The following is a 22,646-nucleotide window of genomic DNA, read 5'->3' as shown; positions in this document are numbered from 1 at the left end:
GAACTTTAAAGGATTAAGTGCTTTAAGAATAGTTGTGGAAGAAATGGAACAAACAGAATATCATAACCCTGTTTTACTGAAAGAAACTGTCGATGGTCTCGATATCAAACCAGATGGAATATATGTAGATGTGACTTTTGGCGGAGGAGGGCACTCCAAAGAGATTTTGAAAAGACTTGGAGAAAATGGAAAGTTGTTCGCATTTGATCAAGATCCAGATGCCTTAGAGAATGATATTAAGGATGAAAGATTTACACTGATCAATGAAAACTTTCGGTTTATCAAGCGATTCTTGAGATTCTATGGAGTGAGAAAGGTAGATGGTATTTTGGGAGATTTCGGGGTTTCTTCTCATCAGTTTGATGTCGCAGAAAGAGGTTTTTCAACACGCTTTGAAGGGGATTTGGATATGAGGATGAATCAGAAGAAAGAGGTATCGGCTTATCATGTGATTAATGAGTATGAGGAGGTGGATTTGAGAAGAGTCTTCTTGCAATACGGAGAGTTAAGAAATGCGCCAAAACTAGCCAGGATAATAGTTAGTGCCAGGTCTAGTGAAAAGATAAAAACGAGTTTGATGCTAAAAGAGGTATTGAAACCACTTTTGCCAAGACATAAAGAGAATAAAATATTGGCGCAGATTTATCAGGCGATTCGTATTGAAGTGAATGAGGAGATCGAGGTATTGAAGGAGTTTTTGGAACAAACTACAGAGCTTTTGGATGAAGGAGGAAGAATCAGTTTAATCTCCTATCACTCACTCGAGGATAGATTGGTAAAACGATTTATCCGAAACGGAATGTTTGAAGGGGAGCCAGAAAAGGATTTGTATGGTAATGTGTCAGTTCCATTTAAGAAAGTAGGTGGGTTGATCATACCTTCAGAAGAAGAAATTAAAGAAAATAACAGAGCACGAAGTGCTAAACTAAGAATAGCAAAAAGAATTTAAGCGAGTAGGATTGTGAGACAAACCATGTATGACATATTAAAAGGAAAGTTTTTGATCGCAGACGATGCGATGAAGAATTGGCGTATGCTGCTGTTTCTTTCCTTGTTGGCGATTGTCATGATCGCTAGCTCACACAATGCAGAAAGTAAAGTACATGAAATTGCAAAATTGAATAATGAAGTAAGAGAATTGAGAACACAATTTGTCGACGGCAAAACAGAATTGATGCGATTGAAGATGGAGTCTTCAATCATAAAAAAAATGACACGAAAAGGGTTGAAAAGACCAACAAGTCCACCAAGGAAGATAATTGTAAAAAACTAGAATTTGGCGATTAAAGAAAAAAACATATTAAATCGGTTGTATTTCATTGCGGCATGTATGTTCTTCTTTGCCTTAGCTGTTTTGGTGAAGTTGGTCAATATCCAGTTTGTAGAAGGAGATGTGTATCGTCAAAAAGCGCAGGATCGAGTGTTTAGGACTTTCGATATTCCTGCAAATAGAGGGAATTTATATGATAGTAAAGGAAATTTGCTAGCTACTTCTGTTCCTAAGTATGATATACGATTTGATGCCTTAACGGTTACTGATAAGGATTTCAGAGCGAACATTAAACCTTTGTGCGAAGCACTTTCCAAAGAATTCAATAAACCAGTTTCTTACTACGATAAGTTGATTAGAACAGCAAGAGCTAATAAGAATAGGTATTTGCTGATTCGAAGAGGGCTAGGGTATTCAGAATATATGAGGGTAAAAAAGTTTCCCCTTTTTCAATTTGGTGCTAATAGAGGCGGATTAATCGTAGAACAACGAACGGTAAGAGAGCATCCCATTGGTAAAATAGCTGAACGTACAGTTGGATACGAAAGAAGAGATGATCAAGGATATTATACCAGAGTCGGATTAGAAGGAGCTTACGGTCCGTTTTTACGCGGGAAAGAAGGAAAGCGCAAAAAACAGAAGATAGCGAAAAACCAATGGAAACCGATTGGGGATGCTAATGAAGTGGAGCCACAAGACGGATACGATGTGGTTTCTACTATTGATGTAAATATCCAGGATATCGCACATCATGCTTTATTGGCACAATTAGAAGATTTTGAAGCAGAACACGGTACTGTGGTGGTTATGGAAACCAAAACAGGAGAGATCAAAGCTATTTCGAATTTAGGAAGAACCAAGGCGGGTAAGTATTACGAAAAATTAAACTATGCGGTAGGAGAATCTCATGAGCCAGGTTCAACATTCAAATTAATGACAATTGTAGCGGCGCTAGAAGATGGTAAGATTGATTCTAGTTATGTGGTGGATACCGAAAAAGGACGTGTTAAATTTTATGATCGTGTAGTTAAGGATTCGAGATGGGGTGGTTACGGAAAAATTTCTATGGCAAAAGCTTTTGAAGTGTCTTCGAATACAGCCTTTGCAAAAATGATCAATGAGAATTATAAGGATAACCCTAGAAAATTTGTAGATCGATTGATCAATATGGGACTTGCCGAAACGTTGGGGGTTTCGATCAAAGGAGAAGGAGTGCCAAAAATACCATATCCAGGAGATGATGACTGGTATGGTACCACATTGCCTTGGATGGCGCATGGTTATGGTGTGGCAATTACTCCATTGCAAACTTTAGCTTTTTATAATGCGGTTGCTAATGATGGCGAGATGGTGAAACCAAGATTTATCAAAGAGGTCAAAACATGGGATAAAACCAGAGAACGATTTGATAAAGAAGTGTTGAATCCAACGATCTGCTCAAAGAAAACAGCCAGAATCGTTCGCGAGATGATGAAAAATGTGGTGATAAGAGGTACAGCAGACAATATCAAGACAGATAATTTCATGATTGCAGGAAAAACAGGAACCTGCTGGGGTAATTATGGTAAGGACAAAGAGAGAGAGTACATCTCTTCGTTTGCAGGATATTTTCCTGCGGACAAGCCTATTTATTCTTGCATTGTAGTAATACATAAACCGAATAAAGAAAAAGGATATTATGGTAGTGAAGTAGCGGCTCCCGTTTTTAAAACGATTGCTACCAAAATATACAATGATATTCCCGTGATTGATGAAGTGCCTTATGTGGTAGAAGAAAGCAGTACGGTAACCAAGAGTTATGATGCGTACTACGAAAAGGCTCAAAAATACAAAACTATAATGCCGAACGTGAAAAACATGCCAGCAATGGATGTGATTTCACTTTTGGAAAATATGGGACTTAAGGTCGAAATAAAAGGGTCAGGAAAAGTAAGAACACAGTCTATAGCTCCAGGAACCAAAGTGCAAATAAATCAAACTGTTAAGCTCGAATTATCGTGATAGAACTAAAAGACATTTTATACAAAGTGGCAATCGATACCGTGGTAGGTGATACTTCTGTAGGTGTCGAAAAGATTGAGTTCGATTCTCGTCAGATCGGGAAGGGTGATTTGTTTGTGGCGATCAAGGGAGTAACGGTAGACGGTCATAAATTTATTGATACTGCCATCCAAAAAGGAGCAGTTGCTGTTATTTGTCAGGAGCTTCCAGAGCGGAAAGCAGATGGTGTTACTTATGTAAAAGTTGAGGATGCCCAATCGGCTTTGGCTATTATGGCGGCCAATTACTATGGTTCTCCGTCGGCGAATTTAAAATTGGTGGGAGTAACAGGTACCAATGGTAAAACTACAATTGCTACCCTCTTGTTTCAACTTTTTAAAAATGCAGGGTATAAGGTAGGCTTACTGTCTACGGTGAAGGTGCTGGTAGATGAGGAAGAGTTTGCAGCAACACATACCACTCCGGATTCATTGACGATCAACAAATACCTCAAGCAGATGAACGACGCTGGTGTTGAGTTTTGCTTTATGGAGGTGAGCTCGCATGGTATCCATCAAAAGCGTACCGAAGGTTTGTCGTTTGTAGGAGGAATTTTTACAAATTTATCTCACGATCATTTGGATTATCATGATACCTTCAAAGAATATCGGGATGTGAAAAAAGCATTTTTCGATGGTTTATCGCCTACAGCTTTTGCTTTGACTAACAAGGATGATAAGAATGGCGGGTATATGCTTCAGAATACCAAAGCCAAAACATATAGTTATGCTTTGCGTTCGTATGCAGATTTCAGAGGGCAAATTTTAGAAAGTAGCTTAGAAGGATTGTTGCTGAAATTTAATGACCACGAAGTTTGGGCAAAGCTAATAGGAAGTTTCAATGCCTATAACCTCCTGGCAATTTTTGCTACAGCAGAATTATTAGGGTTAGAGACCTTAGAGACCTTGCGATTGATGAGTGATCTGAAGAGCGTGAGCGGAAGATTTCAGTATTTGATTTCTGAAGACATGAAAATCACCGCTATCGTAGATTATGCACATACGCCTGATGCTTTGAAGAATGTTTTGGAAACGATCAATGATATACGTACCAAAAATGAAACATTGATTACGGTAGTAGGATGTGGAGGTGACCGTGACAAAATGAAAAGGCCAGTAATGGGAAATATCGCTGCCAAATTAAGTAACAAAGCAATTTTTACTAGCGATAATCCAAGAACCGAAAATCCGGATCAAATCATAGAAGATATAGAAAAGGGAGTAGAGCCTCAGGATTATAAAAAGACCTTGTCGATAACCGATAGAAAACAGGCAATCAAAACCGCTTGTCAGTTAGCAGAAAGAGATGATATTATTCTCATAGCAGGAAAAGGACATGAAACCTATCAGGAAGTTGATGGGAAACGATTTGATTTTGATGATTTTAAAATTGTAAAAGAAGAATTAACCAAACTAAATAAATAAACCCAGATGCATCGAGATGCATAAGAGATAGAAACTTATGTTATACTATTTATTCGAATATTTAGAAAACCAATATCAGTTCCCGGGGGCTTCCTTATTTCAGTTTATTACGTTTAGGGCAGCCATGGCAATTATATTGTCACTGCTGATTTCTACCATCTATGGTAAGCGAATAATTGCATTCCTGCAAAAGAAGCAAATGGGAGAAACTATCCGAGAGTTAGGGTTAGAAGGACAGGCTCAAAAGGCAGGGACTCCAACTATGGGAGGTGTGATTATCATACTGTCTACTTTGGTTCCGGTATTGCTTTTTGCGCGATTAGATAACATTTATGTGCTCTTGCTTATCGTTACTACCATATGGATGGGTATTATTGGGTTTACAGATGATTTTTTGAAAATAAAAAGAAAAGACAAAGAAGGATTGGCGGGTAAGTTTAAGGTGATTGGTCAGGTTGGTCTTGGGCTTATTGTTGGGTGTACGATGTATTTTCATAATGACATAACTGTACGACAAGAAAAGGTGAATGCAGATACAGAACAGGTGGTTGTTGATGGAGAGCAATCTGATTTCAAGCCTGCAGTAAAATCGACTAAAACCACAATTCCTTTTTTCAAAAATAACGAATTCGATTATTCGGATTTGATCACTTGGATTAGCCCGGATCTAGCCAAATATGCATGGTTGATCTTTATCCCTATTGTGATTTTTATTGTAACTGCAGTGTCCAATGGAGCAAATTTGACTGATGGTATTGATGGATTGGCTGCGGGTTCCTCGGCGATTATTGTGCTCACACTTGCCTTGTTTGCCTGGGTGTCCGGTAATATCATTTTTTCAGATTACCTCAATGTGATGTACATCCCCAATTCAGGAGAAATGACAATTTATATCACCGCTTTTGCAGGAGCTTTGGTTGGATTTTTATGGTATAATACCTATCCAGCGCAAGTGTTTATGGGGGATACGGGAAGTTTGACTATCGGAGGTGTAATTGCAGTGATTGCAATTGCTATTCGCAAGGAGTTTTTGATACCGATTTTGTGTGGGATATTTTTTATCGAAACCCTGTCGGTTATGATGCAGGTGAGTTGGTTTAAATACACCAGAAAAAAATATGGTGAAGGGAGAAGGATTTTCTTGATGTCTCCATTACATCATCATTATCAAAAGAAAGGAATACATGAGAGTAAGATCGTAGCTAGATTTTGGATTGTGGGTATTGTACTGGCAATTATAGCTGTGATCACTTTAAAAGTAAGATAGATGAAACGATTGGTGGTATTAGGAGCTGGAGAAAGTGGAGTAGGAACTGCAATCTTAGGGAAGAAAGAAGGATTTGAGGTATTTGTTTCTGATAAAGGAACAATCGCCGATACGTACAAAGGCGTTCTTAGAAATTTTGAAATCGAATGGGAAGAGCAACAGCATAGCGAAGATAAAATTCTAAATGCTGATGTAGTGATGAAGAGTCCGGGAATAGCAGACAGTGTTCCTTTAATTCAAAAACTACATGAGAAAGGAGTTGAGGTGATTTCTGAAATCGAATTTGCATCTCGATATACGGATGCTCAAATGATTGGGATCACCGGGAGTAATGGTAAAACAACAACAACCATGCTTACTCATCATGTGTTGAAGCATGGGGGCTTAGCAATAAATATGGGAGGTAACATTGGAGATAGTTTTGCCAAGCAAGTAGCTGAAATGGATAAACCATTTTATGTGTTAGAGATAAGCAGCTTTCAATTAGATGGGATCATCAATTTTGCACCACATATTGCGATTTTGACCAATATCACTCCTGATCATTTGGATCGATATGACAATAAGTTTGAGAACTACATCGCCTCAAAATTTAGAATTGCGATGAATCAAACTAAAGAAGATTATTTCATATATGATGCAGATGATGAAGTGATCACCACTTATTTGGAACAACACCCAGTTCGATCAAAATTATTGCCTTTCTCTTTAACCAGAAAGGTGGAGAACGGAGCATATTTAGAAAACGAAAACATTAACATAATCATAGATAACAACAAAGTAATCATGCCAACATCAGATTTAGCATTAAAAGGTAATCACAACGTAAAAAACGCAATGGCGGCCGCTACAGTAGCGCAGTTATTGAAGATCAGAAAAACTACAATTAGAGAGTGTTTAGAGAATTTTCATGGAGTAGAACATCGGTTAGAAAATGTACTAAAGATCAATAATGTTCAGTACATCAATGATTCGAAGGCTACCAATGTAAATGCGACCTTTTATGCTTTAGATGCTATGAAATCGTCTACGATATGGATAGTTGGTGGAGTAGACAAGGGAAATGATTACTCGGAGTTGTATCCGTTGGTTAATGAAAAAGTAAAAGCAATCATTTGTTTGGGAGTAGATAATTCTAAAATCATCAATGCATTTGGAAATTGCGTAGATAATATTACAGAAACACAATCTATGAAAGAAGCAGTGAATCTTGCATACAAAATCGCTGAGAGAAATGATAACGTATTGTTGTCGCCAGCTTGTGCAAGTTTCGATCTGTTTAAAAATTATGAAGAGAGAGGAAGGCAGTTTAAAGAAGCAGTTAGAGAATTATAAGAGTATAGGATTAAAAGATGACTAAAGTATTAGCAAATATAAAAGGTGATAGAGTGATATGGGCAGTGGCTGCCTTGTTGGCGTTATTTTCTTTTTTACCGGTTTATAGTGCTAGTAGTAATTTGGCGTATTTGTATGGAGATGGAGATACCTTTAGTTTTTTAGTGAAGCATTTTGCGCACTTGGTACTAGGGTTTTTGATTATTTATGTGGTGCATAAGATCCCATATCATTATTTCAAAGGATTGTCTATTATTATGATCCCTGTGGTTTTGGTGTTGTTGTTGGTAACCATGGCTCAAAACAATACGATAGAAGGAGCAAATGCAAGTCGATGGATCAGAATTCCTTTTGTTGGAGTAACTTTTCAAACTTCTACACTTGCGGCAGTAGTGTTGATGGCCTATGTTGCACGATATCTTTCCAAAATAAAAGATCAAACCGTTTCCTTCAAAGAAACATTGTTACCATTGTGGTTGCCCGTGTTTTTGGTGTTGATGTTGATTTTACCTGCTAACTTTTCTACGGCAGCGATTATATTTTCGATGGTGATGATGTTGGTGTTCTTGGGAGGATATCCTTTACGGCATATCGCTGTGGTTTTAGGAACCGGACTTTTGGTGCTTACGTTCTTTATATTGTTTGCCAAAGCGTTTCCAGGGATGTTTCCAAACCGTGTAGATACCTGGGTGAGTAGAATAGAGAATTTTGCAGATAATAAGGAAACACAAGAAGATTATCAGATAGAACGCGCTAAAATAGCAATTGCCAGAGGTGGGGTTATTGGTACAGGACCAGGAAAAAGTGTACAAAGAAACTTCTTGCCACAGTCTTCTTCAGATTTTATTTATGCAATTATTGTTGAAGAATGGGGGTTTGTAGGAGGTGTGTTTTTAATGCTGCTCTACCTGTTGCTATTATTTCGATTAGTAATAGCAGCACATAAATGCGGCGATGTTTTTGGTAAACTGCTGGTGATAGGTGTAGGTCTGCCCATAGTGTTTCAGGCATTGATCAATATGGCAGTAGCGGTAGAATTATTTCCGGTAACGGGTCAAACGCTTCCTTTGATTAGTAGTGGAGGGACATCGATCTGGATGACCTGTCTAGCTATCGGTATAGTACTTAGTGTAAGTAGTAGAAGAGAAGCAATTGTAGAAGAAGAAGTAGAAAAAGAAAAAGAAGAAAACCCTTTAGAGGTGTTACAAGAAATAGTATGAGTAAGACTTTCAAAGTCATATTATCTGGTGGTGGAACAGGAGGACATATTTATCCTGCAATTGCTATTGCAAAGGAGCTGCAGAATAGATTTCCTAATGCAGAGGTGTTGTTTGTGGGTGCAAAGGATCGAATGGAAATGCAAAAAGTACCACAGGCTGGATATAAAATTGTTGGACTTTGGATTAGTGGGATACAAAGAAGGTTAACGCTTAGTAATCTATTGTTTCCATTGAAATTAATAAGTAGTCTTTGGAAATCGAGAACCATTATCAAAAAATTCAAGCCAGATGTGGTTATTGGGACTGGAGGCTTTGCAAGTGGGCCGCTTTTGAAAATGGCAAATGCTAAGAAGATCCCTACAGTGCTCCAGGAGCAAAATTCGTTTCCGGGAATCACGAACAAATGGTTAGCAAAAGAAGCCAACAAAATTTGTGTGGCCTATGATAACATGGATCGATTTTTTCCAAAGGATAAGATCATTAAAACAGGAAATCCTGTTCGTCAGGATTTGTTAAGCATTAATGGAAAAAGAGAACAAGCTATAGCAAAGTATCAACTGGCATCAGATAAGAAAACAATTTTGATCATAGGAGGAAGCCTTGGTGCTCGCAGAATAAATCAGCTCATAGAAAAAGAACTGGATTTTTTTGCAGCACAAAATGTACAACTAATATGGCAATGTGGGAAGCTGTATTATTCAGATTACAAGAAGTATGACGATATAGAGAATGTACAGGTACATGAGTTTTTGGACACTATGGATCTGGCATATGCAGCAGCAGATATCATTATCTCTCGTGCAGGAGCAGGATCGGTTTCGGAGTTGTGTATTGTGGGGAAACCGGTATTGTTTATCCCGTCTCCTAATGTAGCCGAGGATCATCAAACCAAGAATGCTTTGGCTATTGTGAACAAAGGAGGAGCAAAGATGTTGAGGGAAAGTGAATTGGATGCAGAGTTTGAAAATACAATGGCAGGTTTGATGGCAGCAAAAGAAGAACAAGAGGAATTAGGAAATGCGATTAAAAAAATGGCATTACCCAATGCGACATCAGAGATTGCAGACGAAATTGAAAAATTAATACAATAAGAGTTGGTAGAAACTAAAGTATATATGAATAGCACCTTAGCGCACATAAAAAACATTTACTTCATAGGTATAGGAGGTATAGGTATGAGTGCCCTGGCCCGCTATTTTAAGTTTCTTGGAAAAGAAGTAGCGGGGTATGATAGAACATCTACCCAGATTACCAATGATTTGATTGCTCTTGGTATCGATATTCATTTTGATGATAGTGTAAATGCGATACCAGAATCGTTTTTGGATAAAGAGGATACATTGGTGGTGTATACCCCTGCAATTCCTAAAGATCATATGGAGTTGAACTATGTACAAGATAATGGCTTTCAGATCAAGAAGAGAGCAGAGGTTTTGGGGATTATTACCAAAGAGGTATATACACTTGCCGTAGCAGGAACTCATGGTAAAACCACCACTACAGCAATTTTGGCACATTTATTAAAGGAAAGTGGTGCAAAGGTAACCGCATTTTTGGGCGGAATTAGTGAGAATTATAACTCTAACCTTGTGTTAGAGGGTAATGATGTGGTTGTGGTAGAAGCCGACGAGTTTGATCGCTCATTTTTACAGTTGCACCCTGATATTGCGGCTGTCACGTCAATGGATGCAGATCACTTGGATATTTATGGAAAGGCCGATGAGTTAGAAGTATCTTTTAGAGACTTTTCTGCTAAGGTAAAAGATCATCTTTTGATTTGTAATGGATTGCCTATTGATGGGATGACATTCGGTATAGAAGATGATTCTGATTATTGTGCGCAAAACGTAAAAGTTGATAATGGTACATATATTTTCGATTTAAAAACACCAACACAGTATATAAAAGATTTGCATTTAAACCTGCCAGGTAGACATAACTTGTTAAATGCTATAACAGCCTTTGCCATCGCGTTGCTATACGGCTCCCCGACCGCCTCGCTGGCAAAGGCTTTATTTTCTTTTAAGGGTGTTCAGCGCAGGTTTAGTTATAAAATTAAAACTGAAAATTTGGTGTACATAGATGACTATGCGCATCATCCAACAGAGATCAATGCTTTGCATCAGGCTGTAAGAGAAATGCATCCAGGCAAAAAGGTATTAGCGATCTTTCAGCCCCATTTATTTAGTCGAACTCAGGATTTTGCTGTGGATTTTGCATCCAGTCTTACTCAGTTCGATGAGATTATGCTGCTAGATATTTATCCGGCGAGAGAATTACCCATCGCAGGAGTGACCTCAGATTGGTTACTGAGTTTGATTGCAAATGAAAATAAAAAGCTAGTGGCAAAGAGCGATTTGACAACCGAAATTTTGAAAAGCGATGCCCAGGTGATTTTAACCATAGGTGCAGGAGATATAGGAGAAGAAGTAGAACGTGTTAAAAATGAATTGTTAGGATGAAAAAAATGATTTCATATATACGATTTGTGGGATTGATTGTGCTAATCGTTGTCCTTTTTGCGTTCACAAGTGAGCGAAATAAGCAGCGAAAAATCAATCGAGTGCAAATAGAATTCATTGAAGAGCAGGATCCATACGTGAGTGAACTGTCGGTTAATAAATTGTTAATACAAAATCAGGAAAGAGTTACGAACGTCGGTAAAGAAATTTTAGTTTTGAATACTGTAGAGCAGGAGTTGGATTCACACAAAATGATCGAACACTCTGATGTATATCTTACTGTAAATGGAGAACTTAGGGCGCAAATAAAGCAACGCACCCCGATTGCTAGGGTTAATGCGGTGACTCCTTTTTATGTAGATGCTACCGGAAATACGATGCCTTTGTCTGATAGTTATTCGGCACATGTGCCTTTGGTGCATAATGTATCCGAAAGAGAAGTCAAAGAAGTTTTTCCATTGTTAAAAATGATACAGAAAGATGATTTCTTAAAGAAACACGTAGTTGGAGTCTTTAGAAATCATAAGGGTAATTATGAGCTAGAGGTAAGGGTCTACTCATTTAGAACCGTGATAGGGAAAATAGAAAATTTAAATAGTAAGGTTAAAAATTTTAAGGCTTTTTATCAAAAGGCACTCAAAGACAAGAGCCTTGATAAGTATAAAAAAGTCAGTTTACAATTTAGTAATCAGGTGGTGTGTACTATAAAATAATACCAATATGGAAAAAGCAACAAATGAAATAGCGGTAGGACTGGATATTGGAACAACCAAGATTGTTGCAATGGTAGGGAAATACAATGAATATGGGAAGATGGAAGTCCTTGGAGTTGGTAAATCCAAAAGCTTGGGTGTGCATCGCGGTGTAGTGAATAATATTACACAAACCATCCAATCCATACAACAGGCCGTTCACGAAGCAGAAAGTGTAGCAGGAGTAAAGATAAATGACGTTACAGTAGGGATTGCGGGACAGCATATCAGAAGTTTACAACATAGCGATTATATCACCAGACCCAATGCAGACGAGGTGATCGATGATGATGATATAGACACCCTATGTAATCAAGTGCATAAGTTGGTGATGTTACCAGGAGAAGAGATTTTACATGTACTACCACAAGAATACAAAGTAGATGGTCAGGCCGAAATAAAAGAACCTGTAGGGATGTATGGTGGTCGATTAGAAGCCAATTTCCATGTAGTGGTAGGTCAGGTCACTTCGATTCGCAATATCGGTAGATGTGTAAAGAGCTCTGGATTAGAATTATCTGATGTTACGCTAGAACCTTTGGCTTCTGCAAATGCGGTTTTGAGTCAGGAAGAAAAAGAAGCAGGTGTAGCGTTGATTGATATAGGGGGAGGAACAACTGATCTAGCCATTTTCAAAGATGGTATTATTCGTCATACGGCAGTGATTCCTTTTGGAGGTAATGTGATTACCGAGGATATCAAAGAAGGATGTTCGATTATAGAAAAGCAGGCCGAATTGTTGAAAATAAAATTTGGATCTGCCTGGCCAGGAGAAAATAAGGACAACGAGATAGTTTCTATTCCTGGATTAAGAGGAAGAGAGCCTAAAGAAATTACTTTAAAAAATCTATCGAAGATCATTCATGCGCGAGTAGTGGAAATCATCGAGCAGGTGTTTTTGGAGATTAAAAATTATGGACACGAATCTCCAAAGAAGAAATTGATTGCAGGGATCGTACTTACTGGAGGAGGCTCACAACTGAAGCACTTGAAGCAGTTGGTAGAATATATCACAGGTATGGATACTCGAATCGGTTATCCCAATGAACACCTAGCGGGTAACAGTGATTCAGAAACCACGAGTCCAATGTATGCTACGGCTGTGGGACTAGTGATGGACGGTTTGGTACATATGCAAAGACAACGAAAAGTTGTTCAGAACAAAGCTGCGGCTAAAACCGAAACAGCAGTTCATGCAGAAGCGGATACAGATGCGGAGGAGATGATTAACGAAGAAGAGCAACCAAAAGTGGACCTTAAACCAAGAAAAAATATCTTGGAGAAGTGGACAGAGAAATTTAAAGAATTCTTGGATAATGCTGAGTAGTGCTTGGTAGTAGTAAGAATTCAATACGATATATAAAAAAATAGAAAAAGTAGGAGAACCAGAAAATTAGCCATTATGAGTAATAACGAAGAGTTTGAGAATATTTCTTTTGATTTACCTAAAAACCAATCAAATGTGATTAAGGTGATTGGTGTTGGAGGAGGTGGTAGCAATGCGATCAACCACATGTTCCAGCAGGGAATCAAAGGAGTGGACTTTGTGATCTGTAATACAGATTCGCAAGCGTTGGAGAACAGTTCAATTCCTAATAAAATACAATTAGGAGTTTCATTGACAGAAGGACTAGGTGCGGGTGCGAATCCGGAAGTGGGAGAACAAGCGGCTGTAGAGAGTTATGAAGAGATCAAAACGATGTTGGATACCAATACCAAAATGATCTTTATCACGGCAGGAATGGGTGGTGGTACCGGTACCGGTGCGGCTCCTATTATCGCAAAAATGGCAAAAGAATTAGATATCCTTACTGTGGGTATCGTTACGATTCCATTCCAGTTTGAAGGACGTATGCGAAACGAACAGGCGCAACTGGGAGTAGAGCGATTACGCGCTCATGTGGATTCATTGATCGTGATCAATAATAATAAGTTAAGAGAAGTATATGGTAACCTCGGATTTAAAGCTGGTTTCTCTAAGGCCGACGAAGTACTTGCTACCGCTTCTCGTGGTATAGCCGAAGTAATTACACATCACTACACACAAAATATTGACTTGCGAGATGCTAAGACCGTATTAAGTAACAGTGGTACGGCAATAATGGGTTCTGCTCATGCTTCTGGTAATAAACGTGCACATGATGCCATTGTAAAAGCGTTGGATTCTCCACTACTGAACGATAACAAAATTACAGGGGCTAAGAACGTATTGTTATTGATTGTTTCTGGTAGAGAAGAGATTACAATAGATGAAATTGGAGAAATTAATGATCATATTCAGCAAGAAGCTGGTCATGGTGCCAATATCATTATGGGGGTTGGTGAAGATGAATCACTAGAAGATGCTATCTCTGTAACGGTAATTGCTACTGGTTTTGATGTAGAGCAACAAGATGAAATCGTAAATACTGAAACCAAAAAGATCATCCACACCTTAGAAGATGAGCAAAAAGCAACGGTGCAGGATTTAACACCAAAGTCTACCGGGCCGGTGACGCCAATTACATCTTCGTTGCCAAAGAATGATAAAGTAGAAGAACCAAAGGTTATCAAGCACGAATTGATAGATGATACAGAGGAGGAAGCTTCTGATCTGATTAAAACTACCGATTTGCTTAAGAATATTGATGTAGAGTATGAGGTAGTAAGTCCATTTTCTTCGGAAAATGATTTTGTGATTATCAATGCTCAGGACATTATCAAAGAGATTGAGGTAAAAGATGCAGAAGAAGTAGAAGAGCAAAAAGAACCTGCTGCAGATCAATTCTCATTATCTTTTGATATGCCAGCTGGAGAAATCAAAAAAGAAGAAGAGGTGAAAGAGGTTCCTTCTCAAAACAATCAAATTGTAGAGGATGAGCAACCAATTATCTTTGATCTTAGCGATGATATCTTGGATATGGAGGTAAACGAACCTATTGAAGTTTTTCCTCCTAGTGAGACGATTTCAGGAGGTGTTCGTAAGTATAGTCTTGAGGACTACATGGAAGAAGAAAAACGATTGACCGAAGCACAGCCAGCAGAAGTGATGGAGGAAGAAGATGAAGAGGTAGTTTTTGAAAAGAAAGTTGTAGCTCCAGCACCAGAAGCCGAAGAACAGGGAGAGGTAGATCCAGTAAATCAGCCTATTTCAGAAACTTTGAAAGCAAGAGCTGCAGAGCGAAGAGCAAAAATGAAAGAATTTAATTATAAGTTCAGAAATAGCTCTTCGAATATCGATGATATCGAAAAAGAGCCAGCATACAAAAGAGCTGGGATTGATGTAGATGCCAAACCAGAAGATTCTGGGTTGTCGAGAACATCACTAGGAACTGATGATAACGACGATATCCAGTTACGAAAAAACAATTCATTTCTGCATGATAATGTAGACTAGTAAAATTTTGAGTTAAATACACAGATAACCGGTAATCCAATCATGGATTATCGGTTTATTTTTTATCTTCGCAATCCAATAGTTTAAAAACGGTAAAAATGAGTTTACAGAAGCAAGTAATGACCGCTATGAAAGAAGCGATGAAAGCCAAAGATACAAATGCGCTAACGTCGTTGCGAGCTATCAAATCAGCTATTTTGTTAGCACAAACTGAAAGTGGTGCCAAAGAAGAATTGACTGAGGATGAGGAGCTTAAAATCTTGCAAAAATTGGTAAAGCAGCGTAAGGATAGTGCCGCTATTTTTACAGAGCAAGGAAGAGATGATTTGGCACAACCAGAATTGGATCAAGCCAAAGTGATCGAGCAGTTTTTACCAGAACAACTTACCGAAGAAGAAATCGAGAAGGTTGTGGTAATGACTATTGATGATATTGGAGCATCAGGAATGAAAGATATGGGTAAGGTAATGGGTATCGTATCCAAAGAATTGGCAGGACAGGCCGATGGAAAAACCATTTCTGCGATTGTAAAAAGTAAATTGTCTTAATAGTAAAGATCATAAAGGCCGCGTAGTTCAACTGGATAGAATATCAGATTTCGGCTCTGAGGGTTGAGGGTTCGAATCCTTCCGCGGTCACATCAAGCAGAAAACCACGTCAATGACGTGGTTTTTTATTTTATGGAAAAACCCAAAGCTTTTGGCTTTAAGGTTTTGGAATAAAATAAAAAATCAGAGCGCTAGCTCGGGGTTTTCTATTTGCAGCAGTGAGTTTTTTAGGATCACCGAAGGTAATCCGATCTCTTGATCAACAGAAGTTGGCTTTGAGGTTTTGGAATAAAATAAAAAATCAGAGCGCTAGCTCGGGGTTTTCTATTTGCAGCAGTGAGTTTGTTAGGATCAACAAGGTTAATCCTTGCTTTTCTGGTTCAATTGGGGTGCATATATTCTGTATTTGGGAAATATAGTTACCTTTAGTAACTATACACATACGTTAGCATTAATTAGGAACAAATGAGTATTTTTAGTAAAATTCGAGATTTAATTGATAGAAAAAAAGCTATTAATGAGATCTATGACGATATTAAAAATTTGGACGAAGTTTTACTTGAAAAACGGATTGAAATATTTAACGAAGTAGTTACTCCAAAATTTGCTGAAATTGGATTGGACAATTGGAATGGAAAATATTTATGGTATAGTGACTTTAATAAAGAGGGAATAAAACACGTTATTGAATACAATGTGTTTAAATCTTTCGGAGGCTCATTTTCTTTTGGTAATTGTTTCGACTTCGTCCCTTCAATATCAGGAAAAAAGATAATAAATCATCGGACAGAAAAATCAACAAAAGTGATTTATTTCAAACGATTAGAAGGTTGGCAAGAAAGTTTTGAAAAAAACAAACCCATCAATCCCGATAAAATAAGTACTGTAAATGAACAAAAATTCAGAAACAGTTTAAATCTAGTACTATCGAATAATATTTCCAAACTGGAAAAATGGTTTAGTGAGAAAACCACTATTGAGGAAAATATTTCTGGACTTAAAAAAGATGTTGAATCTCCTGCATTTGAAATCGGGCAAAGAATTATATCCTCTGAATATATCTTAGCCTTTTTATATAAACAAAAAGGTGATCTTAAGTCTGCCGAGTTTTGGATAAAAGAACATTTTAAGAAGGGAATAAACTCTGAATTGGAAATTGAATTACTGACAAAAAGAATAAAAAACTAATGCTAACAGTTTGTATATTGCTTATGCCTACTTCGGCAGTCAAACGCAATATACAAGGAACGTTACTTACCATTTGACAAAAAATGACATATTATACATTTCATATAGACGATTCTGGAGCAATTGAAGATATCGACTACAAGAAAGTCAATGGAAAAATGATACCGATTTGTAAAATGTATGATGATGATAATTTTAACGAGCTCAATGATATATTACATTCGACAAACGAATATATCATTAATAAAAAAGCTCTGAATATTATCAAAGAAAGTAAGACTGTTAAATATGACTTGAACGAAGCAAAAGTCTTGAGAAAGGAAAAATTATTCGGATTTCTTAAAAAGAATAAATCTTATGAATACTTTCAACTCATATTTCCTGATCAAAACGCAAATGAATGTTACAATTGGATTGACTTTGAGGAAAGTGAAATATTTGCGACTGACGAAAATGGAGAAGAATTAAAAGTAACATCACATCAGCACAAACTAGACTTGATTTCAGAAAATAAATCGGACTCTAATAAAAGCTATTCCTTCAAAACTAAAAAAGTAGTATTTGGAAAAAATTTTGACTCTGAAATTGACCTTTTCAAAATCCCATTTTATTCTTGGGGAGTTTATGTATCTGAGAGATTAAAAAATAAGCTTGAAAATGCCAAAATAACAGACATTGAATTTGCAGAAAATAAACACAAACTGGGAAAGATGTGGAAACCAAATTTTCCGATAATAAAATTTAAAGAATAAAAACGGTAGGTAACAATTGGTATATTGCATATACCGCCTTCGACAGGCTAACGCAACATACACAATTCCGTTGCCTGTAAGCTGAAAAATGATAATGAAAAAAACAATAATTAGAATAGCATCAACTCTTTTCCCAAATGCAATAATGTCATTTGCCTACAATCAACTGACAAATCCCCAAGTTCGTAAGCTTCGACAAAATGAACTAAATACTTTGGATAAGTCTGAGAAAGGAACTCTAAAATTTAAAGACTTTGATATACAGCTTTACACTTGGAGAGGTGGCGAAAAAGAAGTTTTGTTAATTCACGGTTGGGAAGGTCAAGCAGGAAACTTTTCTGATTTAATAGAACTACTCTTGGAAAATGGATACACTGTTCATTCCTTTGATGGACCATCTCACGGTTTTAGTAGTAAAGGAAGTACAAGTCTATTCGAGTTTACGGAGTTAGTAGGAGTTTTAATTAGAAAACATAATATTAAAACATTGATTAGCCATTCATTCGGTGGAGTTGCGACAACCTATGCATTATTTAATAACCCAGATTTGTTTATTGAAAAATATGTATTGATAACAACACCCGATAAATTTACTGAAAGAATAGATGATGTTTCAGAAATGGTTGGAATTACCCAGAAAGTTAAAACCAGATTAATTGAAAGATTACAAAATGAAACAGGTATTGATGTAAATATTTTAAATGTTAGTGATTTTGTTAAGACTATCAATGTCGAAAAATCACTAATCATTCATGATGAAAATGACAAAGTAATCCCTATTGAAAGGTCAAAAAATGTACATCAAAATTGGACTGTGTCTGAATTTGAAATAGTTGAAGGTACAGGACATTTTCGAATATTAAGAACAAAAGCTGTTTTAGATAAAGTATTGAGTTATTTAAATTAAAGAAAACCAGCAGGTAACAATGTAAAAAATAATAGCGGTTTAATTGTTAAAACAAAAGTTAGTAAATATATAATAGGTCTTTATTTAACAGAAAAGTTAGTGTCTGAAAATCCACTACTATCCTTATACAAGACCGTTGCTGATGATTTAAAAATCATATTAGAAAGAATATAGTATAAGTAAAAAGAGGTATGACCTTTGTTGGCATACCTCTTTAAAATTTTGAATAATTAGTAATTTCAATTTAGTGTAAGCTAATGAGATAACTGATTTTTATTGTTCTGTAATGGGTTATCTTTTTGCAGCTAAACCTTTTCCGGATTCAACACTTGATCTGGTTCTTGCATCTGATCGCTTCTTGGTTTTTGAATTTAAGAACTGATCTAAGGTTTGTTCTTTTTGTATTTTACTATCGCTATTTTGGTCCATTCCAATTTCTATTGATTCATCCTGAATATCTTCTTTTTCACAACTTAGTAATGAAACCAGTAAAACCGATAGAAAGACTATTTTTTTCATAATATAAAAGATTTTAAGTTGGATAACAATTTAATGAAAAGCACCTTTAAATTATGTTAAACAAAATGGAATTGATAATATAGAAATAAATTAAAAACAGATAAAAACACAATGCCAAACCACTCTGAACTCAAGAACTTAAGACAACAAGTTTAGAATAATAGACTTGTTGCCTTATGTTGTATACTTTTTGTTATTTCCTAAAACCCTCTAGGTTTGGTTAATGCTGAAACTTTACGTGCTGCAAGCTGTGCTTGTCTTTTCTTTGGACCAAAAAACGGTTCATCAGAAAGACACTTACGAAGCTCTTTGAATTTGACCATTTTTGTGTGAACACCAGATGGCTCTTCGCATTCTGGCATCCCTTGCCACCTCATAAAAACAAATATGTTTTGTGTACCTGATGTGTCAAGCCAATTTGCAACACCAGGATCTTTGGCACTAATCACCAATCGATATTCTCCTTTGTCATTGCTCTGTGCTTGCGCAGCAGTTAAACTTGTTTGACGGTGGTAAAAATCAAGAGCATTAAACCAAAAATCACCTATTTGAATGGATTGATACTTAGCTTTAGAATTAGATACTGTAATAATAAGAGCATCATCAGATTCTATAGTAAAAAATCCAGCTGCATTCCATTGACCAGGTAAACCGTTTCCATCTTGCGTGGGACGCGGTTGGCTTAGGTTACCACTGGCTAGGTTTGCTCTTAAGCGATCCACAAATTTTACCCAACCTTTTGTAGAGTTAATCAAATATTCAGAGGCTCGTGCGTATTGAGCATTTACTACTTTGGGGCTGGGGTTGGAATTAGGTTGACCGCTTGTGTCGGTACGCTCAATATACCAGGTGCCGCCCTTTTCTTTTTCCCAATCCATAAAACTTTCACGGATCAGAATACTGTTTGCCTGAAGATTGCCTTTATAATTCTGTAACCAATTTTCGGCTCCTTCAGGTTCGGTATCGCTAATAATGATTTCAAAAGTACCGTCTGTCCTAATATTTAATTTTTCTCCTGTAATTTGATCTATGGTGATAGGGCTCGTTAAGTTTTCATTGTAACCGGGATTACCCGCACCAACTTGTATTTCCAGAGATGCACTTGTGCCTCGTTTACCGCGAATCACATATACGCCATCCGACGAGATTGTAGCGGCAAAATACTTATTGTCGGGATTGTATAACCCATATTGATTATGCTGACTCATAACCCTAAATTCAGGATGAAGCGGATCATGAACAACAAAACCTTCGTCTAGCGCTGCGGCTATCTGGTGTTTAAGTTGCTTTTCTGCCGCAGCAAGCTCCTGTTCTGGTGTTGGGCTAAAAACATACCAGGGTGCTGTTAACATGATTTCTCGTGCTTGCTCAATTGCTTGGGCGAATTGAAGCGTGCCCGTTAATTCCGTTTGTGAATCGTTCATAATGAGATGCGTATTATTTCTAATAGTTTTGGATAAAAGTAAAGGCTTTTACAATGGTTGACTATCATAATTCCGGGAAATACTATAACAATTCCAACATGTAGTGAGCATGTAATAAAGGATGCTAACCACCAGTTTGCAAATCACTAACCGGATAAAAGGACGGTGTATCATTTCTGAACTTGTTTAAAATGTGAAAATTAAAACAAGCTCTAATTCATACAGACTAATGTATGATCCGAAATGTTTGCTAAATTAAAGTATATTGTAGATTGAAAAGAATTAACTACTTGGTATATAAAAGACGGTACCAGTGTTAAAATGAACAAATGAAATTTCTGCTGAGACCAATATTATCTGAAATCAAAGACTTATACGCAAAGCCAATATCAACGGAGAGGTTCAAAGCGTATATTTCAAAACTCCAAGGAGGTACAAAAGGAGATATGGTTTTGCCTATTGGCGGATTTAATCCTATGGCAAAAGAACATATCTTACAGAAAATATCAGAATTAGAAGGTCTTAATGCTGAAATGGTAATGAAAGAAACTATTAAGGAGTTTAATTCGACCCTGGATAAATCTCCTACTAAAGAAATCACTGTTGTTCTCAATATTGCAGATGATTTGAAAGGAGGATGGACAAATTTCTTTTCTACCGATTTTGATAGTAAGTTTAAGCTCAATGCTTTTGTGAGCCGCAAATTTTGTGTGCCCTATTTTTGGACAAGTGAATCGTACTCAAGAGCATTAATTAAAAGTAGAACTTTAGAATATTTGAACAGGACACTTTACAGAGTAAACCATCCACAGCCAAAAACACTTGAGGAACATTTGGAACAAGAAGTTTTTTCTGCGCTAATCAAGAATGATGATGATCAAAGCTATAAAGAAGTAAACTTTAGAGAAATAGAGAATTATTATTCAGAAAATAAACTATCAGAAGAATACGACAGAATTTTTAATTTCTTTTACGGCGATTCGGGGTCTGAAAGTTTAGGATATAAAAAATATGGAATCGAACGCCCTTTAGGGTATGAATATGCGAAACAAATAGCGAAAATAAGAAAAAGAACTACTTAGCTTGATGCGCAAGGAATAGTGGTGCAAGTGAATAAAATAAGAAACCTGTAGTAGTAAGTACTAGCTCAGATCATCGCCTCTTTTATATTCCGCAAAGATTGATATTTAAAATAGTGTTAGCGAAGTATTGCGAATAGTACAGGAATTGATAATTAAAAACTAAAAGAAATGGGAAAAAAAGGAGCAATGCCCAATTACAAGACGGTAGATGACTATATAGACAATCAATCAAGTGAAGCACAATTAATTTTACGTGAACTCAGAAGTTTGATCAAAGAAGCTATTCCAGAAGTTGTAGAAATCCCTAATTATAAAGTTCCTTCTTTCACGCTTATTAAAGAAATAAAACCTGAACAGCAATTGATGATCGCGGCATATACTAAATACGTGAGTTTTTATCCCTCAGAAGCTACAGTAAACCATTTTGCCCAACAATTGAAGGGTTTTGATGTAGGAAAAGGAACAGTCAAATTTTCATTCAATACACCACTGCCAGAAGAACTAATTCGTCAAATGGTAAAATTTAGACATGAAGAACTTCTAAAAAAACAGAAGTAATGATCATAAACTAACCAATTCATATATAAAATATGGAACAATATATAGATGGCTTCGTTTTTCCAATACCTAGAGTTTATTTGGAAGAATACAAAAAAGTAGCAGAAGAAGTAGCTGAAATTTGGAAAGAGTACGGTGCAATAGCATACTTCGAATTTGTTGGAGATGATTTGTTTTTAGAAGGCACAAAATCTTTTGTAAAAACTGTAGATGCAAAAGAGGATGAAGAAATTGTATTTGGGTGGGTTGTTTTTCCTTCAAAAGAAATACGGGATACTGCCAACAAAAAAGTACCTACCGACCCAAGAATGACTTCATTAGTTTCGCCATTGACCCATCCAGAAAAATTGATTTTTGATGCCAGTAGGATGGTCTATGGGGGATTCAAACCTCTTGTACAATCGAATGAATAAGAGGGAAGTGAAAAAATAGCATCCTATAACAGGATGAACAACTCGTTCGCACTCAACAATCTTTGTATATTTGGTAAGTGAAAAACCGTTCTAAAAGATAATTCGATTA

Annotated in this window: 21 protein-coding genes and 1 tRNA gene; 20 read left to right on the top strand and 2 right to left on the bottom strand. The window is 36.8% G+C overall.

Going from position 1 to position 22,646, the window contains the following annotated elements:
- Positions 1-43 precede the first annotated feature (43 nt).
- From rsmH to ACXAGJ_RS13455, 17 genes are all read left to right on the top strand, one after another.
- On the top strand, positions 44-949 hold the full coding sequence (rsmH, locus tag ACXAGJ_RS13535) for a 16S rRNA (cytosine(1402)-N(4))-methyltransferase RsmH (RefSeq protein WP_474840825.1): 906 nt from the start codon (positions 44-46) through the stop codon (positions 947-949).
- 24 nt (positions 950-973) lie between these two features.
- A complete protein-coding gene (locus ACXAGJ_RS13530) occupies positions 974-1,273 on the top strand; it encodes an FtsL-like putative cell division protein (protein WP_342039423.1) in 300 nt (99 codons plus the stop codon).
- 3 nt (positions 1,274-1,276) lie between these two features.
- On the top strand, positions 1,277-3,271 hold the full coding sequence (locus ACXAGJ_RS13525; RefSeq protein WP_474840696.1) for a penicillin-binding protein: 1,995 nt from the start codon (positions 1,277-1,279) through the stop codon (positions 3,269-3,271).
- A complete protein-coding gene (locus ACXAGJ_RS13520; RefSeq protein WP_474840694.1) occupies positions 3,268-4,734 on the top strand; it encodes a UDP-N-acetylmuramoyl-L-alanyl-D-glutamate--2,6-diaminopimelate ligase in 1,467 nt (488 codons plus the stop codon). Before ACXAGJ_RS13525 ends, ACXAGJ_RS13520 begins: the two co-directional genes overlap by 4 nt.
- 37 nt (positions 4,735-4,771) lie before the next feature.
- On the top strand, positions 4,772-6,001 hold the full coding sequence (gene mraY / locus ACXAGJ_RS13515) for a phospho-N-acetylmuramoyl-pentapeptide-transferase (RefSeq protein ID WP_073315454.1): 1,230 nt from the start codon (positions 4,772-4,774) through the stop codon (positions 5,999-6,001).
- Positions 6,002-7,336 carry a UDP-N-acetylmuramoyl-L-alanine--D-glutamate ligase gene (gene murD, locus ACXAGJ_RS13510; protein ID WP_474840692.1) on the top strand — a complete coding sequence of 445 codons (1,335 nt, stop codon included), beginning with the start codon at positions 6,002-6,004 and terminating at the stop codon, positions 7,334-7,336.
- A gap of 17 nt (positions 7,337-7,353) precedes the next feature.
- Positions 7,354-8,556 (top strand): FtsW/RodA/SpoVE family cell cycle protein, encoded by a 1,203-nt coding sequence (locus tag ACXAGJ_RS13505; protein WP_073315452.1) that lies wholly within the window; start codon positions 7,354-7,356, stop codon positions 8,554-8,556.
- Positions 8,553-9,647, top strand: coding sequence for an undecaprenyldiphospho-muramoylpentapeptide beta-N-acetylglucosaminyltransferase (gene murG / locus ACXAGJ_RS13500; protein WP_474840690.1), 1,095 nt, complete (start codon positions 8,553-8,555; stop codon positions 9,645-9,647). The genes ACXAGJ_RS13505 and murG overlap by 4 nt, the downstream gene beginning before the upstream one ends.
- 24 nt (positions 9,648-9,671) lie before the next feature.
- Complete coding sequence (gene murC, locus ACXAGJ_RS13495) at positions 9,672-11,018, top strand: UDP-N-acetylmuramate--L-alanine ligase (protein ID WP_474840688.1); 1,347 nt, start codon at positions 9,672-9,674, stop codon at positions 11,016-11,018.
- The gene (locus ACXAGJ_RS13490) at positions 11,015-11,731 is read left to right on the top strand and encodes a cell division protein FtsQ/DivIB (protein ID WP_474840686.1); all 717 of its coding nucleotides are present in this window, start codon (positions 11,015-11,017) and stop codon (positions 11,729-11,731) included. The genes murC and ACXAGJ_RS13490 overlap by 4 nt, the downstream gene beginning before the upstream one ends.
- A gap of 7 nt (positions 11,732-11,738) precedes the next feature.
- Positions 11,739-13,097: a cell division protein FtsA gene (gene ftsA / locus ACXAGJ_RS13485; protein ID WP_474840684.1), complete on the top strand. Its 1,359-nt coding sequence runs from the start codon at positions 11,739-11,741 to the stop codon at positions 13,095-13,097.
- 75 nt (positions 13,098-13,172) lie between these two features.
- Positions 13,173-15,146 carry a cell division protein FtsZ gene (gene ftsZ, locus ACXAGJ_RS13480; RefSeq protein WP_474840682.1) on the top strand — a complete coding sequence of 658 codons (1,974 nt, stop codon included), beginning with the start codon at positions 13,173-13,175 and terminating at the stop codon, positions 15,144-15,146.
- 98 nt (positions 15,147-15,244) lie between these two features.
- Positions 15,245-15,694, top strand: a complete 450-nt coding sequence (locus ACXAGJ_RS13475; RefSeq protein ID WP_073315447.1) for a GatB/YqeY domain-containing protein — start codon at positions 15,245-15,247, stop codon at positions 15,692-15,694.
- Between the two features lie 16 nt (positions 15,695-15,710).
- Positions 15,711-15,784 (top strand) — tRNA-Arg (locus ACXAGJ_RS13470).
- A gap of 375 nt (positions 15,785-16,159) precedes the next feature.
- Positions 16,160-16,882 carry a hypothetical protein gene (locus ACXAGJ_RS13465; protein ID WP_474840679.1) on the top strand — a complete coding sequence of 241 codons (723 nt, stop codon included), beginning with the start codon at positions 16,160-16,162 and terminating at the stop codon, positions 16,880-16,882.
- A gap of 83 nt (positions 16,883-16,965) precedes the next feature.
- Complete coding sequence (locus ACXAGJ_RS13460; protein ID WP_474840677.1) at positions 16,966-17,634, top strand: hypothetical protein; 669 nt, start codon at positions 16,966-16,968, stop codon at positions 17,632-17,634.
- Between the two features lie 94 nt (positions 17,635-17,728).
- A complete protein-coding gene (locus tag ACXAGJ_RS13455) occupies positions 17,729-18,541 on the top strand; it encodes an alpha/beta fold hydrolase (RefSeq protein ID WP_474840675.1) in 813 nt (270 codons plus the stop codon).
- Between the two features lie 291 nt (positions 18,542-18,832).
- Here ACXAGJ_RS13455 and ACXAGJ_RS13450 read toward each other — a convergent pair whose 3' ends face one another.
- Positions 18,833-19,060 carry a hypothetical protein gene (locus ACXAGJ_RS13450; protein ID WP_474840673.1) on the bottom strand — a complete coding sequence of 76 codons (228 nt, stop codon included), beginning with the start codon at positions 19,058-19,060 and terminating at the stop codon, positions 18,833-18,835.
- A gap of 200 nt (positions 19,061-19,260) precedes the next feature.
- Entirely contained in the window at positions 19,261-20,412 is a 1,152-nt protein-coding gene (locus tag ACXAGJ_RS13445) for a DUF1214 domain-containing protein (protein WP_474840671.1), read from the bottom strand.
- 401 nt (positions 20,413-20,813) lie between these two features.
- Between ACXAGJ_RS13445 and ACXAGJ_RS13440 the strand changes: the two genes are divergently transcribed.
- The 3 genes from ACXAGJ_RS13440 to ACXAGJ_RS13430 all read left to right on the top strand — a co-directional run bounded on the left by ACXAGJ_RS13440 (position 20,814) and on the right by ACXAGJ_RS13430 (position 22,537).
- Positions 20,814-21,566, top strand: coding sequence for a hypothetical protein (locus ACXAGJ_RS13440; protein WP_474840669.1), 753 nt, complete (start codon positions 20,814-20,816; stop codon positions 21,564-21,566).
- Positions 21,567-21,734: 168 nt separating this feature from the next.
- Entirely contained in the window at positions 21,735-22,124 is a 390-nt protein-coding gene (locus tag ACXAGJ_RS13435; RefSeq protein WP_474840667.1) for an iron chaperone, read from the top strand.
- Positions 22,125-22,156: 32 nt separating this feature from the next.
- Positions 22,157-22,537 carry a DUF1428 domain-containing protein gene (locus tag ACXAGJ_RS13430; protein WP_474840665.1) on the top strand — a complete coding sequence of 127 codons (381 nt, stop codon included), beginning with the start codon at positions 22,157-22,159 and terminating at the stop codon, positions 22,535-22,537.
- Positions 22,538-22,646: the final 109 nt, after the last annotated feature.

It is taken from the genome of Aquimarina sp. AWH4_224 (assembly GCF_056160245.1).
Note: the sequence above shows the minus strand (reverse complement) of the source record. Positions and strands in the feature narration are given on the sequence as shown.

Excerpts from the sequence above, each read along its gene's own strand:
- rsmH (WP_474840825.1), top strand. The coding sequence starts at position 44 with ATGGAACAAACAGAATATCATAACCCTGTTTTACTGAAAGAAACTGTC.
- ACXAGJ_RS13530 (WP_342039423.1), top strand. The coding sequence starts at position 974 with ATGTATGACATATTAAAAGGAAAGTTTTTGATCGCAGACGATGCGATG.
- mraY (WP_073315454.1), top strand. The coding sequence starts at position 4,772 with ATGTTATACTATTTATTCGAATATTTAGAAAACCAATATCAGTTCCCG.
- murD (WP_474840692.1), top strand. The coding sequence starts at position 6,002 with ATGAAACGATTGGTGGTATTAGGAGCTGGAGAAAGTGGAGTAGGAACT.
- ACXAGJ_RS13505 (WP_073315452.1), top strand. The coding sequence starts at position 7,354 with ATGACTAAAGTATTAGCAAATATAAAAGGTGATAGAGTGATATGGGCA.
- murG (WP_474840690.1), top strand. The coding sequence starts at position 8,553 with ATGAGTAAGACTTTCAAAGTCATATTATCTGGTGGTGGAACAGGAGGA.
- murC (WP_474840688.1), top strand. The coding sequence starts at position 9,672 with ATGAATAGCACCTTAGCGCACATAAAAAACATTTACTTCATAGGTATA.
- ACXAGJ_RS13490 (WP_474840686.1), top strand. The coding sequence starts at position 11,015 with ATGAAAAAAATGATTTCATATATACGATTTGTGGGATTGATTGTGCTA.
- ftsA (WP_474840684.1), top strand. The coding sequence starts at position 11,739 with ATGGAAAAAGCAACAAATGAAATAGCGGTAGGACTGGATATTGGAACA.
- ftsZ (WP_474840682.1), top strand. The coding sequence starts at position 13,173 with ATGAGTAATAACGAAGAGTTTGAGAATATTTCTTTTGATTTACCTAAA.
- ACXAGJ_RS13475 (WP_073315447.1), top strand. The coding sequence starts at position 15,245 with ATGAGTTTACAGAAGCAAGTAATGACCGCTATGAAAGAAGCGATGAAA.
- ACXAGJ_RS13465 (WP_474840679.1), top strand. The coding sequence starts at position 16,160 with ATGAGTATTTTTAGTAAAATTCGAGATTTAATTGATAGAAAAAAAGCT.
- ACXAGJ_RS13460 (WP_474840677.1), top strand. The coding sequence starts at position 16,966 with ATGACATATTATACATTTCATATAGACGATTCTGGAGCAATTGAAGAT.
- ACXAGJ_RS13455 (WP_474840675.1), top strand. The coding sequence starts at position 17,729 with ATGAAAAAAACAATAATTAGAATAGCATCAACTCTTTTCCCAAATGCA.
- ACXAGJ_RS13450 (WP_474840673.1), bottom strand. The coding sequence starts at position 19,060 with ATGAAAAAAATAGTCTTTCTATCGGTTTTACTGGTTTCATTACTAAGT.
- ACXAGJ_RS13445 (WP_474840671.1), bottom strand. The coding sequence starts at position 20,412 with ATGTTAACAGCACCCTGGTATGTTTTTAGCCCAACACCAGAACAGGAG.
- ACXAGJ_RS13440 (WP_474840669.1), top strand. The coding sequence starts at position 20,814 with ATGAAATTTCTGCTGAGACCAATATTATCTGAAATCAAAGACTTATAC.
- ACXAGJ_RS13435 (WP_474840667.1), top strand. The coding sequence starts at position 21,735 with ATGGGAAAAAAAGGAGCAATGCCCAATTACAAGACGGTAGATGACTAT.
- ACXAGJ_RS13430 (WP_474840665.1), top strand. The coding sequence starts at position 22,157 with ATGGAACAATATATAGATGGCTTCGTTTTTCCAATACCTAGAGTTTAT.